This is a genomic window from Labrys sp. WJW (assembly GCF_001676615.1).
Classification (GTDB): Bacteria; Pseudomonadota; Alphaproteobacteria; order Rhizobiales; family Labraceae; genus Labrys; species Labrys sedimenti.
Window position 1 is genome coordinate 1 of the sequence record NZ_LYXZ01000057.1, and the last position, 14,037, is coordinate 14,037.

Annotated in this window: 12 protein-coding genes and 1 pseudogene; 6 read left to right on the plus strand and 7 right to left on the minus strand. The window is 65.2% G+C overall.

Features of this window, described 5'->3' with window-relative positions; all coding sequences use genetic code 11:
• Positions 1–340 (minus strand): annotated as a pseudogene (locus BA190_RS36225) (pseudouridine synthase); the annotation flags it as partial.
• A gap of 131 nt (positions 341–471) precedes the next feature.
• On the opposite strand from BA190_RS36225, the gene BA190_RS29265 reads away from it, so the two are divergent.
• Positions 472–915 carry a nucleoside deaminase gene (locus BA190_RS29265; protein WP_068296392.1) on the plus strand — a complete coding sequence of 148 codons (444 nt, stop codon included), beginning with the start codon at positions 472–474 and terminating at the stop codon, positions 913–915.
• A 38-nt stretch (positions 916–953) separates the two neighbouring features.
• On the opposite strand, the gene BA190_RS29270 is transcribed toward BA190_RS29265, so the two are convergent.
• Entirely contained in the window at positions 954–2,651 is a 1,698-nt protein-coding gene (locus tag BA190_RS29270) for a sulfatase-like hydrolase/transferase (protein WP_082980114.1), read from the minus strand.
• A 332-nt stretch (positions 2,652–2,983) separates the two neighbouring features.
• Positions 2,984–3,895, minus strand: a complete 912-nt coding sequence (locus BA190_RS29275; RefSeq protein ID WP_068296423.1) for an arginase family protein — start codon at positions 3,893–3,895, stop codon at positions 2,984–2,986.
• Between the two features lie 203 nt (positions 3,896–4,098).
• Here BA190_RS29275 and BA190_RS29280 point away from each other — a divergent pair, with 203 nt between their 5' ends.
• Positions 4,099–4,773 (plus strand): response regulator, encoded by a 675-nt coding sequence (locus tag BA190_RS29280; protein WP_068296399.1) that lies wholly within the window; start codon positions 4,099–4,101, stop codon positions 4,771–4,773.
• The gene (locus tag BA190_RS29285) at positions 4,763–6,157 is read left to right on the plus strand and encodes a sensor histidine kinase (protein WP_068296401.1); all 1,395 of its coding nucleotides are present in this window, start codon (positions 4,763–4,765) and stop codon (positions 6,155–6,157) included. The genes BA190_RS29280 and BA190_RS29285 overlap by 11 nt, the downstream gene beginning before the upstream one ends.
• Positions 6,158–6,262: 105 nt before the next feature.
• On the opposite strand, the gene BA190_RS29290 is transcribed toward BA190_RS29285, so the two are convergent.
• From BA190_RS29290 to BA190_RS29300, 3 genes are all read right to left on the minus strand, one after another.
• Positions 6,263–7,138 (minus strand): ABC transporter permease, encoded by an 876-nt coding sequence (locus tag BA190_RS29290; protein ID WP_068296404.1) that lies wholly within the window; start codon positions 7,136–7,138, stop codon positions 6,263–6,265.
• 13 nt (positions 7,139–7,151) lie between these two features.
• Entirely contained in the window at positions 7,152–7,982 is an 831-nt protein-coding gene (locus tag BA190_RS29295; protein WP_068296407.1) for an ABC transporter ATP-binding protein, read from the minus strand.
• Positions 7,983–8,148: 166 nt separating this feature from the next.
• Positions 8,149–9,150, minus strand: a complete 1,002-nt coding sequence (locus BA190_RS29300) for an ABC transporter substrate-binding protein (RefSeq protein WP_068296410.1) — start codon at positions 9,148–9,150, stop codon at positions 8,149–8,151.
• Between the two features lie 193 nt (positions 9,151–9,343).
• On the opposite strand from BA190_RS29300, the gene hisS reads away from it, so the two are divergent.
• The 3 genes from hisS to hisG all read left to right on the plus strand — a co-directional run bounded on the left by hisS (position 9,344) and on the right by hisG (position 13,091).
• Positions 9,344–10,819: a histidine--tRNA ligase gene (gene hisS / locus BA190_RS29305; RefSeq protein WP_068296414.1), complete on the plus strand. Its 1,476-nt coding sequence runs from the start codon at positions 9,344–9,346 to the stop codon at positions 10,817–10,819.
• Between the two features lie 170 nt (positions 10,820–10,989).
• A complete protein-coding gene (locus tag BA190_RS29310) occupies positions 10,990–12,105 on the plus strand; it encodes an ATP phosphoribosyltransferase regulatory subunit (protein ID WP_068296417.1) in 1,116 nt (371 codons plus the stop codon).
• Positions 12,105–13,091 carry an ATP phosphoribosyltransferase gene (gene hisG / locus BA190_RS29315; protein ID WP_068296420.1) on the plus strand — a complete coding sequence of 329 codons (987 nt, stop codon included), beginning with the start codon at positions 12,105–12,107 and terminating at the stop codon, positions 13,089–13,091. The genes BA190_RS29310 and hisG overlap by 1 nt, the downstream gene beginning before the upstream one ends.
• A gap of 250 nt (positions 13,092–13,341) precedes the next feature.
• On the opposite strand, the gene BA190_RS29320 is transcribed toward hisG, so the two are convergent.
• Positions 13,342–14,037 (minus strand): dihydrodipicolinate synthase family protein (locus tag BA190_RS29320; protein WP_068296428.1); only part of this gene is annotated, 696 nt, incomplete at its 5' end.

A 14,037-nucleotide genomic window follows, 5' to 3' on the forward strand; every position in this document is an offset into this window, starting at 1 on the left:
CCTCGGCGCGGCGGGGCTTGAACGGGCGTTCCTCGCCACTGTCACGCTCGCGGAACGGTCGGCGAGTGGGACGAGCCTCGAAATCCTCGCCTTCACGCGGCTTGAAACGCGCCGGGCGACGCTCGCCGTCCTGGCGCTCGGCGAAGGAACGGGCCGGACGCTCCCGGCGGGTTTCGCCGCCCTCGTCGCGGTCCCGGAAGGAACGGCGAGGCGGCGCATCGCCATCCACGCCACGCCGACGAGGTCCAGCGCCCGCAGAGGTCTTCTTGGGGCCAAATGGCTTCTTGCCCCCGCTTGGGGGCTTGCGGCCGCCGCCGCCAGATCGTTTATCGTCGGACATCGATTGTTGCTGGAACGGCCCCCCGCTACCATCGTATCGGCGGGTATTCCAAAACTCCTTGAAAAGAGGGGCGTCTTTCCGATCCACAGGGATCGGGAAACGCTTTAGCAGAAAAGGCGGCATGTCACGAGATGAAGCGCTCGATCATGGAACTGGCGCTGGAGGAGGCCCGTGCTGCCGCAGGTCGCGGGGAGGTACCTGTCGGCGCGGTTGTCGTCAAGGACGGAGTGGTGCTTTCGCGCGAAGGAAACCGCACCCTGGCGCTGAAAGACCCCACTGCCCATGCGGAAATGCTCGCCATCCGCGCCGCCGCCCAGGTACTGGGCAGCGAGCGCCTCATCGGCGCGGACCTTTATGTCACCCTCGAGCCCTGCCCGATGTGTGCCGCCGCCATCTCCTTCGCCCGCATCCGGCGCCTCTATTTCGGCTGCGACGATCCTAAGGGTGGCGCAGTGGAAAATGGGGTGCAGTTCTACGCTTCCCCCACCTGCCACCATCGTCCCGAAGTCTATTCCGGCATCCATGCCACGGCCTCGCGGACTCTGCTGCAGGATTTCTTCCGCTTGCGGCGCTAGCCGGCGTCCCCTTTCCGGTCCGCACCTTGGGACATCCTTCAGGACCCCAGATGTCCGGGTTCCTTGGGCACCCCTTTCAGCGAGAGATGTTCCGGCGGCTCGGCCGGCGAGCCGTCGCTGGCATAGTGGGAGATCTGGTACTGGTCGTCCGGCAGGCGCTCGACCTTCATATATTTGGCCTGGCCGAAGGGCATGGTACCGTTCACATAGAAAATTGACGGATCATATTGCTTGGTTGCGACCGTCTTGCCCATCGCCTGGGCCGTCAATTGCATGAGCTGGAACTGGGTGGGACGGTCGAGCTGGCGAAAGGCATTGGCGATCGCCGAATCCGGCCTGTTGGTCATCAGCATCACCGGCACCACCGCCGTGCGCAGGTGGCGGATCAGGTGTCCCCACAACCCATCCTCGCCCATCAGCTCGTTGTGGTCGGACGTGACGAAGATATAGACTGGGTCCTTCTCGGCCAGCATCGTGGCGATGATGTCGCTGGTGCTGCGGTCCCAGCACTGCAGGCCGGTGTCGTAGCGCGCGCGCCGAGCTTCGTCCGCGCTCCCGTCTGGTGGCGTGAACACCTGGAACTCGCCCGCATACTTCTTGCAATTGTCGAGATAAGGCTCGTGGTCGGCCCGCTGATGGACATAGATGAAGCGCCGCTCCGCCGGCGGCACATCCTTGACGTCGTCGGCAAGCGACTCCTCGGCCGATTTTTCGGCCGTCTCATCATAGGTCTCCACTGTCTTGGACTGCCGGGCATACCGGGCTCCGCCGGCGATCTGCATGGTGTGGATGGCCTGAGCGGAATAGTAATAGCTGGCAAAATCGCCATCCTTGGCGATGTCGAAAATGTTCACCGGCTGCCGTTCCGCCAGATTGGGAAAGTAGACGAGCCTGAGGGCCGAGGGAACACTGGCCAGCGTCGCCACGCCGCCGGAAAAGCCGATCTTGGCGAACATCCGCCAGCCTGCCGGCGGCTCCCTGAACAGGTGATCGAGGCGCGGCGTGGTCTGCCGGGCCGCGCCAAACAGCGACATCCGCACCGGATTGATGGATTCACCCATCACGAACACGACGGTCGCCCGGCCCTCCGGCACCTCGGCCTTGCCGAACACATGATCGGCCAGGTCATTCAGGGAAGCCGGCGGCGCGGGCGCCCGGCTCGCACGATAGGCCAGGACGCCAGCATTGGCGCTGGAAATGAAGGAGGCGGAATAGGCATTGGCCTGCACCACGCTCGGCAGTTTGTGCAGTTCCCAACGTGCCGCGACGCCACCAAGGGCCGCAACGAGCAAGAGAGAAAAGGCCCAGGATCGACCACTCCGCAGCGGGCGGATCAGCGTGAACACTGCGAGCAGGACAGCCGTTGCCAACGCCAGGAGCAAAGGCAGGAGGAATTCGCTCTGTACCTGCAAACCGGTCGAAACAGAATCGGCCGTATCGCTGAAAAACAGCCTGACCTGTTCGGGGGTGAGCGGCGCTCCGAAATATACCAGCGAGCTCAGCCAGATCGCCTGGTTCAAGAACACCAGAGCGATAATGAGTATTCTGAACCAAGTCCCAGCCGAGAGGGCGAAGAGCACCGAAAATGACAATAATGTTACAAAATATTCCTTCGTTCTGAATGGAGAAATATCCCACCCAAAACAAGAAAATATTACATCAGGAATACTCAGAATCGCCGCAACCAGGGCAATTTCTAGTACCTTCTTAGCAAAAATTCGTGAAAATAAAGTCATTTAAACCGCATAAATGGAAATTATGTTCTTAGGCTCAAGGCACCGACCGAGAGCATCTGTATCGGTCCGATCGAAGATTTAATCCAGATTGCTTAAAAACAGAACAATAATGACAAAAATAGGAACTGTTTCGCGCGACGTCCAGACGGCAATAACGAGCTGTCGCCTCGGCGCTACGCCTGCTAGCCTTCAGTCCGTCAAACTCCGGAGGTCATCGTGAGCGGATTTGGAATCACACATTGGCTCATCCTGATCGCGCTGCTTGTCGTGTTCATCTATGTCGTACGCATCGTCACGCGACGCCGCTGAGCCGCCGCGCAGCTCCGCGGGATTCAGATTTCCGCCGTCAGAGCCTCGACGAGCCATTCGACCAAGGCCTTTCCGGCGACATATCCGGGATCGCGGCTGGGATCGTAGATCGTCACCTGCAGGCCCAGAGCGCGGCGTTTCAGGGCAACGGTGAGCAGCACCGCCGCCTCCTGCCAGTCGAGGCCGTCCGCCTGCGGGGAGTCGACCGCCGGCATCAGCCTGCTGTCGACGGCATCCACGTCGAAATGGATCCAGAATCCCTCCCTGTCGGCATCGATCCGGTTCAGGGCCGCGTCGACGCAGGCTGCAATCCCTTCGCTGCGAAGCCGCTCCAGAGGCCTGTAGACCATGCCGGACTCGGCGATGTCGGGAATGGGAGCCGGAGGCGCTCCTTCCCGATAGCGATTGGCGAGGGCCGCAACGCGCCGTGTGGTCACATAGGGCCAGCGTCCCTCCAGATCCGTCAGGGCCGAAGGCCCCCATCCCGTCGCCAGCGCGAGATCCATGCCGGCACCGCCGCCTGTGGCCGATTGTTCGGGCAGGTAGAAATCCGTATGGCCGTCGACATAGAGGAGGGCTGCCTCGCGCTGCCGCGCCAGGCCGAGCATCGAGCCGATCAGGATGCTGCAATCACCGCCAAGGACGAGGGGAAAGCACCCGGCCTCGACGGCCTCCTCTACGGCGTCCGCCAGCCGGATGGAATAGTCGGCAATGGCATCGATGTTACGGATGTTGACCCTGCGTTCGTCATCGCGCCGATAAGGCGGCGGCTCCACCGCGACGACACGCTCCACGGTCAGCCGGTCGTACAGCCCGAGTTGGCGCAATGTCGCCGGAGCATGGCGCGTTCCCGGCTCCATGTCATCGCCCAGCGGCATCAGTCCGAGATTGCTGGGCGCCTCGATGATGACCAGGCGCCTCGTCGTCTTCCCCATGCCGGATCCCGCGGTTGTGTGTTTGGCCGTCTTCTCGGCCGACACCCTCCCCTGCTTTTCGGATCCGGGCAAGAGCCCCCCGGGCAGCACCCAATGCCGTACCGAATGCGAATGCCGGTCTGCCGAGCCGAGAAGCATTTGCTCTTGCCTCGGCAGACCCCATAGAGTTGCGGCTCTTCTTTTCAGCCGTTCGGACCCGGCCCATGCGCATTCTGTTGGCGGAAGACAATCGCGATCTCTCCGAATGGGTGAGCCGGTTGCTGCGCCAGAGCAAATATACGGTGGATTGCGTCTATCGCGGCGACGAGGCCGACGTGGCCTTGCAGTCGCAGGAATACGCTCTCGTCATTCTCGATCTCGGCCTGCCAGAGATCGACGGCATCGAGGTCCTCAGGCGCCTGAGGGGACGGGGGAACCGGACTCCCGTGCTGATCCTCACGGCCAATGACGCGCTTTCCAGCCGCGTGCGCGGCCTCGACAGCGGGGCGGACGACTATCTCGTCAAGCCCTTCGAGGTCGAGGAACTCGAGGCCAGGATACGCGCGCAATTGCGACGGGGCCGCAGCACGCTGGAGCAGGTCGTCAGCTTCGGCCCGCTCTCCTTCGATACCCAGTCGCGTAGCTTCAGCCTGGCCGGCGCCAGCTTCCCGGTGACGCCGCGCGAGCATGTGGTGCTGGAGACATTGCTGCTGAGTGCCGGGCGCCCCGTGCCCAAGGAGCGGCTGGTGGAGAACGTCTTCGGTTTCGACGACGAAGGCGGCCCCAGCGCGATCGAGGTCTATGTTCATCGCGTGCGTCGCAAGCTCGAGGGCAGCGATGTCGGCATCGTCACCCTGCGCGGGCTCGGCTATATGCTGCGGCAGATCCATGCCGGTTAGCTGGCATTCGCGCAGCCTGCGCCGGGAATTGCTGGGCTGGCTGCTGCTGCCGCTGGCAGCCGTGGTGGCGTTCAATGTCTGGACCACCTACCGCAACGCACGCCAGACCGCCGACCTGGTCACCGATCGCATGCTGCTCGCCTCCGCGCGAATGATCGCAGAGAACGTCCGCGAGAGCGACGGCATCTTCCAGGCTCCCATTCCGCCGGCGGCCCTGGAAATGTTCGCGAGCGAGGACCGCGATCGCGTGATCTACCGCGTGAACGGGCCGCGCGGCGAATTGCTGGCCGGCTATCCCGAGACATTGCCCCCGCCGCAACAACCGAGCGGCTTCCAGCATGTCTACTTCACCGGCATGCATCGCGGCGAACCCGTGCAGGCCGTCGCCCTTTCGCAGCCCGTGGTCTCCACCAGGGGCGGCGAGGCCCTGGTTGTCGTCGGGCAGACGCTGCGCGGCCATGACAGGCTGGTCAAGAGCCTGTGGCTGAAGACCCTGCGCGACGAGGTCCTGCTGGTCGCCGTCGCCGGACTACTCGCCTTGTTCGGCCTGCACCGGGGCGTGGCGCCGCTCCTGCGCCTGCGCGACGAAGTGCGCCGCCGCGACCCGCAGGCGCTGGAACCGCTCGACACGGCCCATGTCCAGACCGAATTGAGACCCCTGGTCCTGGCCCTCAACGAGGCCCTGGCGCAGGTCGAACGCCAGGTCGCCGCACAACGGCGCTTCATCGCCAATGCCGCCCATCAATTACGCACCCCGCTGACGCTGCTGAAGGCGCAGATCGGCGTCGGCAAACGCGGTTCCGACGTGGCGGCAGCCCATGAGGCCCTGGCCGGCATCGGCACGACCGTGGAGGGCATGACACGCCTGTCCAACCAGCTTCTCAGCCTGGCCCGCGCTGAACAGGGAAGCACGCTGCTTCATCGCGAAAAGGTCGATTTCAACGCCATCTGCCGCGAGGCCGTGGAAAACCTCGCGATCATGGCCATGGAGCGCGACATCGATCTCGGTTTCGACGGCGCGCCCGCCGCGCTGCCTGTCAGCGGCCATGCCACGCTCTTGCGCGAGCTTGCGACCAATCTGATCGAAAACGCCCTGCGCTACACGCCCAGGGGCGGCACGGTCACGGTAAGGCTGCGCGCAGCAGGCGGCGCGCGCGTGGCCTTGCGGGTCGAGGACAGCGGCCCCGGCATCCCGCCGGAGGAGCGCGAAAAGGTGTTCGAACGCTTCTACCGGCGACTGACCAGCGGCGTCGAGGGCACGGGACTGGGGCTGGCGGTGGTGAAGGAGATCGTCTCCTCCCATGAGGGTACCGTCACCCTGCAGGACCGGGTACCGTCGCCGGGCCTGGCCGTGCTGGTCCTGCTGCCCGCTTTCGACGGATGATGCCGACAGCGTTCGCCCCCCTCCGGGGATGGACAAAAAAGCGGGCGGGGAAATCTCCCCGCCCGCTTTCCGCAACATCCTATCAAAGAGGCCCGCGTGTCGGGCTCAGTGATCGGACAGAGGCTTGGGCCGCCACTTGGCCAGGCTCTGCTCGACACGTCCCATCAGCGCACCGGCGGCCAGCACCACCAGCATGATGATGATGATCGCGGCCGCCACGCCCGGCCCGTCGAACGAGCCCTTGGCAATGGCGATCAACTGGCCGATGCCGAGCCGGGCACCGACGAATTCGCCGACGATCGCGCCGGTGATGGCGAAGGAATAGCTGACATGCAGGCTGGCGAAGATCCAGCTCATGGCCGAGGGAATGATCACCGCCCGCGTGAGCTGCCAGGGCCTCGCCCCGAGGATCTGGGCATTGGCGATCAGCGAACGATCGGCCTCGCGCACGCCCTGGAAGGCATTCTGGAAGACCAGGAAGAACACCATCACGAAGGACAGCGCCACCTTCGAACCGATACCCAGGCCGAAGATGATGATGAAGACTGGGGCCAGGACCACGCGCGGGATCGAGTTGAAGACCTTGATGTAGATCGAGAAGATATCGGCCAGGAAGGCATTGCGCCCGAGCGCCACGCCCACCAGCACGCCGGCGATGGAGCCGAACACGAAGCCGATGGTGGCTTCCTCGACGGTCACCCACAAATGGTACCAGAGCGGCGTGCCATTGGCCCCCTCGGTGATCCACTGCCACAGGCGCACCACCACCGTGCTCGGCATGCCCAAAGCGAGGTCGGTCATCCATTCCAGGCGGACCGCAACTTCCCACAGGCCCAGCAGGGCGACAAGAAGCACCAGGCGCCAGAACAGGACCCAGGCGCGGCGGGCCCGCGCGGCCTTGGCGGCGGCCGCCTCGATTTCCGCGTCGGAGGTGCCGGGGCGGAATTCGGGAGCCTTGGGAGAAAGTGCTGCATCGCTCATCGTCCATCTCCTCTCAGGCAGCTTCGGACGCGCGGCGGTTGGAGGTCTGAACCTCCTCGCGCAGGTCGTTCCAGATCAGGCGGGAATAGTCGATGAAGCGCTGGTCGTAGCGGATCTCCTCGACGATGCGCGGGCGCGGCAGGTCGACCGTGTAGACGGACTTGACCGTGGCGGGGCCGGCGGTGAGCACATAGATCCTGTCGGCCAGTGCGATGGCCTCGTCGAGGTCATGGGTCACGAACACGACGGAGGCCTTGGATTCGTCCCACAGTTTCAGCAGCACATCGTGCATGACGACGCGGGTCTGCACGTCCAGCGCCGAGAAGGGCTCGTCCATCAGGAGGATCTTGGGCTGGTTGATGAAGGTCTGTGCCAGGGCGACGCGCTTGCGCATGCCGCCGGAGAGCTGGTGGGGATAATGGTTCTCGAAGCGCGGCAAGCCGACGCGCGCCAGCCATTCCCGCGCCTGGGCATAGGCCTGGCCCTTCGGCACGCCGCGAAACATCGGTCCCGCTGCGACATTGTCGATGACGTTGCGCCAGGGAAAGACCGCATCGGCCTGGAAGACGAAGCCGACGCTGGGGTCGATGCCGTTGACCGCCCCACCCATCACGCGGACCTCGCCGGCGCTCGGTCGGGCCAGGCCCGTGACGAGGTTGAGCGTGGTCGACTTGCCGCAACCCGTCGGCCCGACCACGGCGACGAACTCGCCACGCTCGACCGTCATGGAGAAGTCGCGGATCGCGGTCATCGACTTGCCGGTCGGGGTGACGAAGCGGCGCGTGACATTGATGAGTTCGATGGCGGGCGAGGAGGCCGACGCCGTGGGCACAGCTTGACTCATGCTTTCCTCCTTGAGGGAAAAGCCACGGGATAGGACGAAGTGATTTGTGATTGGCCAGAACGGCCCAAAGGCTCGGCACGCCATGGCGGGACCGCAGCGGCCCGCGTGCCGGAGCCGGGGAGCAGCAGTCCGTTCGCGGCCGCCGCTCCCGGGAAATGCCGTCCGGCTATTTCACGTTCTTCACAAACTCGGTGGTGAAGGTCTTGGAGAGGTCGATCTGCTTGCCCTGCAGTTCCTTCTTGAAGCTCTGCAGCACGGATAGCACCGTCTTCGGGCCGTCCTCGGGCATCACACCATCGGCCGTGAACATGCCTTTGCCCGCTTCCAGGCCCTTGATGTAGCCGTCCTTGTCGTCGCCGTAGAATTCCTTCGGCATCTTCTCGGTGATCTCGGCGGCCGTGTGGGTGTTGATGAAGCGCAGGGTCTTCACGAAGGCGTTGGCGAGCTTCTGGACCGCATCCTTGTTCTTCTCGACCCAGGCCGTGGGCATATAGAGCGACGCGGCCGGATAGGTGCCGCCCAGGGCTTCTTCCGAGCCCTTGACCGTGCGCATGTCGATCAGCACGCGAGCGGTACCCGATTTGAGCATGCGTCCGATGGTCGGCTCGGTGGTCATGCCGGCCTGGATCTGGTCCTGCTGCATGGCGGCGATGAAGGTGGCGCCGGCGCCCACCGGCAGCGTGGTGAACTCGTTCGCCTTCACGCCCGCCTTCTCGGCGAGATAGAGCGTGAGGAAGTTGGTGGAGGAGCCAAGGCCGGTGACCCCGATGTCCTTGCCCTTGAAATCGGCTGCCGACTTCAGGTCCGGATATTTGCTCGAAGCCAGGATGACCTCGCCCGGCGCCTGGCTGAACTGCACCACGGACTGCACGAACTTGCCCTTGCCCTGCAGGTCGACGCAGTGGTCGTAGAAGCCGACCACGCCCTGCACCGTGCCGGCAAGCATCTCCGTCTCGGCGTCGACACCGGCGGTATCGTTGAGAAGCTCGACGTCCAGGCCCTCGTCCTTGAAATAGCCCAGGCTCTCGGCGAGCTTGGCCGGCAGGTAGATCTGTTTTTCATAACCGCCGACGACGATGACGATCTTCTCGGCCGCCTGGGCGGCAGGTGCCAGGCCCATGATGGCGGCAAAGGCGGCGGCGGCAAGCAAGGTGCGTCTGCTCGGCATGGTCTCTCCTGTTGCGTTTCCTGTCCCTCCTCCTTCTCGCAAGCGGATATGCGGGAGGGCTCGGTCCTAGGCATAAAGCAGCCAGCTTTCAGCCAGCTTACAATCGGCGCAACAATGACAATCCTGCATTCCATTCTTGCCCCAACCGGTTTTGCTGCCTAAACAGCGGCAAGAATTTTGAAGGTTTGCAGCGATGTCCGGCGAGAAGAAGCAGAAATTGAAGGCAAGGCAGGCACGCGGTTTCATCGACCGCAATGCCGGCGAGATCGCGGCCACGCGCGCCATGGTTTCGGTGATCCAGGAAGTCTATGAGCGCTATGGCTTCGACCCGGTCGAAACACCTTTCGTCGAATATACCGATGCGCTCGGCAAGTTCCTGCCCGACCAGGACCGGCCCAATGAAGGCGTGTTCTCCTTCCAGGACGATGACGAGCAATGGCTGTCGCTGCGCTATGACCTGACCGCGCCGCTGGCGCGCTACGTCGCCGAGAATTTCGACGCCCTCCCCAAGCCCTATCGCAGCTACCGGGCCGGCTATGTCTTCCGCAACGAGAAGCCTGGTCCGGGGCGCTTCCGCCAGTTCATGCAGTTCGACGCCGACACCGTGGGCTCGGCCTCGGTCGCGGCCGATGCCGAGATCTGCATGATGGCCGCCGACACCATGGAAAAGCTCGGCATTCCGCGCGGCTCCTATGTGGTGCGCGTCAACAACCGCAAGGTGCTCGACGGCATCATGGAGGCGATCGGCCTCGCCGGCGACGACAATGCCGGCCGCCGCCTCACCGTGCTGCGCGCCATCGACAAGTTCGACCGGCTCGGCCTGGAGGGCGTCAGGGCGCTGCTGGGCACCGGCCGCAAGGACGAGTCCGGCGATTTCACCAAGGGTGCCGGGCTCGACGACAGCCAGGCGCAGACCATCCTCGACTATGTGGCGGGACAGAGCGGCTCCAACGCCGATACGCTGGCGCGCATCCGCCCGCTGGTTTCGGGCTCGACTGCGGGCAGCGAGGGCGTCGAGGAACTCGCCCGCATCGCCGAACTGGTCGAGAAGTCTGGCTATGGCACCGACCGCATCCTGATCGACACCTCGATCGTGCGCGGGCTAGAGTATTACACCGGCCCCGTCTACGAGGTGGAGCTCACCTTCGAGGTCAAGGACGACCAGGGCCGGCCGGTACGCTTCGGCTCGGTCGCCGGCGGCGGACGCTATGACGGCCTCGTCGCCCGCTTCCGTGGCGAGCCCGTGCCGGCAACCGGCTTTTCCATCGGCGTCTCGCGCCTGCTCTCCGCCCTGACCGCCCTCGGCCGCGTCGACACGACCGGTGTCGCCGGGCCTGTGGTGGTCTGCGTGATGGATCAGTCGCGCCTGCCCGACTATCAGGCCATGGCCAGCGAATTGCGCCAGGCCGGTATCCGCGCCGAGGTCTATCTCGGTGGCTCCGGCATGAAGGCCCAGCTCAAATATGCCGACCGCCGCAAGGCGCCGATCGCGGTGATCCAGGGCTCGGACGAGGCCGAGAAGGGCGAGGTCCAGCTCAAGGACCTGGCACTGGGCGCCGAAATGGCCAAGGCCATTGCGGACAACAGCGAATGGCGCGAGGCGAGGGTCGCCCAGCGCCTGGTGCCGCGGGCGGAGCTGGTGAAGGTCGTGAAGGAGATGCTGGGGTAGTTCCCGGGTGCGCGGACGTCTCGTCCGCTCTTCCTTTCTGCATTGCTCCGTTTCCAAGAGCGGACGAGACGTCCGCGCACCCGCGACATAAACCTCGTTTGCCCTTTCCAGTCGCACCCCGGGCCCTGCCCTGCTAGAAGACCCCCCGACACTCACCATGGACCGCCGGCATGCCCCATCCCGCCTATGAAGCCTTCGACGCGCTTGCCTCGCGCTCGGGCTATCAGCTGGTCGACCCGCCGATCCTGCAGCCGGCGGGCCTGTTCCTCGATCTCCTCGGCGAGGACATGCGCCGTCGCGCCTTCCTGACCACCGATGCCGAGGGGCAGGAATTCTGCCTCAGGCCGGACTTCACCATTCCGGTGTCGCTGCATCATCTCAAGGCCGTGAAGGCCGGCGGGGTCGGCGCCTATGCCTATCGCGGTCCGGTCTTCCGCTTCCGCACCGACGGCCCGAGCGAGTTCCTGCAGGCCGGCTTCGAGAATTTCGGCCGCAACGACAAGCCGGCCGCCGATGCCGAGATGCTGGCCATCGCCCTGGAGGCGGCCGGGGATCTTGGCCTCGCCCAGCCGGACATCCGCATGGGCGATGCCGGTATCGTCACCGCCATGCTCGATGCCCTCGACCTGCCGCCGGTCTGGCGGCGGCGGCTGGCTAGCGACCTCCGGCGCTCCAAGGATCTCGACGAGGATCTCGCCCGCCTCGGCAGCGCCGCCCCCAAGAACGGCGCCGCCGCCTATGCCGGCTTCCTCGCGGCCCTCGAAGGCTCGGACCCGGGCTCGGCCCGCGCCGCCGTCGCCGATCTCCTGTCGATCGCCGGCATCCAGCCGATCGGCGGACGCAGCGTCGACGAGATCGCCGACCGCTTCCTGGAACAGGCGGCGCTGTCCTCCGGCCTCGGCGTCGATGCCGACAAGGTGGCGATCACCCGGCGGATCTTCGCCATCAGCGGCGATCCCGACAGCGCCAGCGCGCAATTGCGCACCATCGCCGATGAGGCGAGGCTCGACCTCAACGCGGCCCTCGATGCCTTCGACGAACGCACCGGCTTCTTCGCCGCCCGCGATATCGACGTGGCCGCCATCAAGTTCGCCACCGGCTTCGGCCGCCGCCTTGACTACTATACCGGCTTCGTCTTCGAGCTCACCGATCCGGCCGAACCGGAAACGGCTGCCCGTGTCGGCGGCGGACGCTACGACCAGTTAATGGCGCAGCTCGGCGCCGCCGAGGCCGTGCCGGCGGTTGGCTGCTCGATCTGGCTCGACCGGTTTGGCGGAGACGCATGATGACCAACCCTGCCCTTTCCCCGCTGCTTCTGGGCATTCCGTCCAAGGGCCGGCTGCAGGAAAACTGCACGTCCTTCTTCGAACGCGCCGGCATCCGCTTCGTGCAGGAACGCGGCGCGCGCGACTATCGCGGCTCCGTGCCCGGCATGGACGATGTCGAGGTGCTGTTCCTCTCCGCCTCCGAGATCGCCGGCCAGCTCGCCTCGGGCGCCATCCATTTCGGCGTCACCGGCGAGGACCTGGTGCGCGAGAACATTGCGCGCGCCGATGAACGCGTCACCCTGCTGCAGCCGCTCGGCTTCGGCCAGGCCAATGTCGTGGTCGCGGTGCCGCAGGCCTGGATCGACGTGCGCTCCATGGCCGACATCGAGGACGTCGCCGCGAGCTTTCGCCAACGCCATGGCCGTCGCCTCAAGGTCGCGACCAAATACATCAATTTGACCCGCGCCTTCTTCTCGGCGCATGGCGTCGCCGACTATCTGATCGTCGAGAGCCTGGGCGCCACCGAGGGTGCACCGGCCTCCGGGGCGGCCGACCTCATCGTCGACATCACCACCACCGGCTCCACCCTCACCGCCAATGCGCTGAAGGTGATCGAGGACGGCGTCATGCTGAAGAGCCAGGCCAATCTGGTGGCTTCGCTCGGTGCCGACTGGAACGAGCGGGCTCGTGCCGGTGCGGCCGCCATGCTCGGCCGCCTCGCCGCCAAGGCCAAGGGCAGCGCCCAGCGTGAGATCCGCTGCATGCTGCGCGGCGTCAACCAGCAGCATCTGCGCGATGCCGGCGATCTCTTCGGCGCCAGTGCTCCTTTCGGCCTGCCGGCGCAGGGCCAGCCCCTTACCTTCCTGGTCCCGGCCGGACAGGTGTTCGACTTCGCGGCCTGGCTGACGGCACAAGGCGCGGCCTCGATCGCGGTGACCAGCCTCGATTTCGTTTTCGAGCCGCAGAGTGCGCTCTACGCGGAGCTGGAGAAGAAGCTGGGATAGATAGGGATGCCGATCTCCAGATCGGCATCTTCCTTCCTCGCAAACGCTACGTTTCCAAGATGGTCGATCTGGAGATCGACCCTCCAATCCGCGCTAGAGCATCGCGCCGAAAAGTGGGTACCCGTTTTCGGCAAAAAAGATGCGGCAACAAGGAATTACAGCATCGAGCCTGATTCAGAAATCAGCTTCGATGCTGTAGTCCCAGCAAATGTTGGCGGCTGACCGAGATATCCGGCCCTCCCCCAGGAAGTTACGCCTCGAACAGTTCCGGCAGGAGCGCTCTGGCGACAGGCTTCAGCCTCTCCGCCTCGCTCTGCGGGATCCAGCGATAGGGTCGCCTCAGGCGCGGGCCGACGGGGCCCCAGTCCCCGATCACGGCGAGGAGCTTGTCCAACGCGGCGTTGGAATAGCCGTGATCACGCCGGAACGGCACGATGTGTTCGTCCATGAAGCGGCAGAGCCGACGCTCCAAATCGAGTGCTGCCTCGATGTCTTCAGCCATGCCGTCGGTCCAGGCCTGGGCGCCGCGGGGGCTGAGGCAGGCGACGTTGGAAAAGGCACCGGCTGCCACGCCCGCCTTCACGCCGGTGGCGAGGTGGTGGCCGGGAACGAAAAGCGCGACGCCGGCCAGATGCTGGCGCGCAGCCGCGTACCAGGCTTCGTCCCCATCGGCGAGCTTGATCGCCTTGACGGCCGGGACCGCCCGCACCAGCCGGCCAAGCACCTCCGGCGGCAGCACGCGCTTGGCATGCGGCGGATTGTAGAGCACCAACGGCAGCTCCCGCGCCGCCGCCGCCATCATCGCCAGGAAATCGATCGCCTCTTCGTCGGTCACCGGCCACCAGTCCGGCAGGATGACCTGGATCGCCGCCGGCTGTAGCCCCACCGCCCGCCGCACCCGTTCCAGCGACTGGCGGGGGTCGCCCCGGCAGGCGCCGGTCACGAA

Bases quoted from the DNA above. Each gene is read 5' to 3' on its own strand.
- BA190_RS29265 (WP_068296392.1), top strand. From the start codon at position 472: ATGAAGCGCTCGATCATGGAACTGGCGCTGGAGGAGGCCCGTGCTGCC.
- BA190_RS29270 (WP_082980114.1), bottom strand. From the start codon at position 2,651: ATGACTTTATTTTCACGAATTTTTGCTAAGAAGGTACTAGAAATTGCC.
- BA190_RS29275 (WP_068296423.1), bottom strand. From the start codon at position 3,895: ATGGGGAAGACGACGAGGCGCCTGGTCATCATCGAGGCGCCCAGCAAT.
- BA190_RS29280 (WP_068296399.1), top strand. From the start codon at position 4,099: ATGCGCATTCTGTTGGCGGAAGACAATCGCGATCTCTCCGAATGGGTG.
- BA190_RS29285 (WP_068296401.1), top strand. From the start codon at position 4,763: ATGCCGGTTAGCTGGCATTCGCGCAGCCTGCGCCGGGAATTGCTGGGC.
- BA190_RS29290 (WP_068296404.1), bottom strand. From the start codon at position 7,138: ATGAGCGATGCAGCACTTTCTCCCAAGGCTCCCGAATTCCGCCCCGGC.
- BA190_RS29295 (WP_068296407.1), bottom strand. From the start codon at position 7,982: ATGAGTCAAGCTGTGCCCACGGCGTCGGCCTCCTCGCCCGCCATCGAA.
- BA190_RS29300 (WP_068296410.1), bottom strand. From the start codon at position 9,150: ATGCCGAGCAGACGCACCTTGCTTGCCGCCGCCGCCTTTGCCGCCATC.
- hisS (WP_068296414.1), top strand. From the start codon at position 9,344: ATGTCCGGCGAGAAGAAGCAGAAATTGAAGGCAAGGCAGGCACGCGGT.
- BA190_RS29310 (WP_068296417.1), top strand. From the start codon at position 10,990: ATGCCCCATCCCGCCTATGAAGCCTTCGACGCGCTTGCCTCGCGCTCG.
- hisG (WP_068296420.1), top strand. From the start codon at position 12,105: ATGACCAACCCTGCCCTTTCCCCGCTGCTTCTGGGCATTCCGTCCAAG.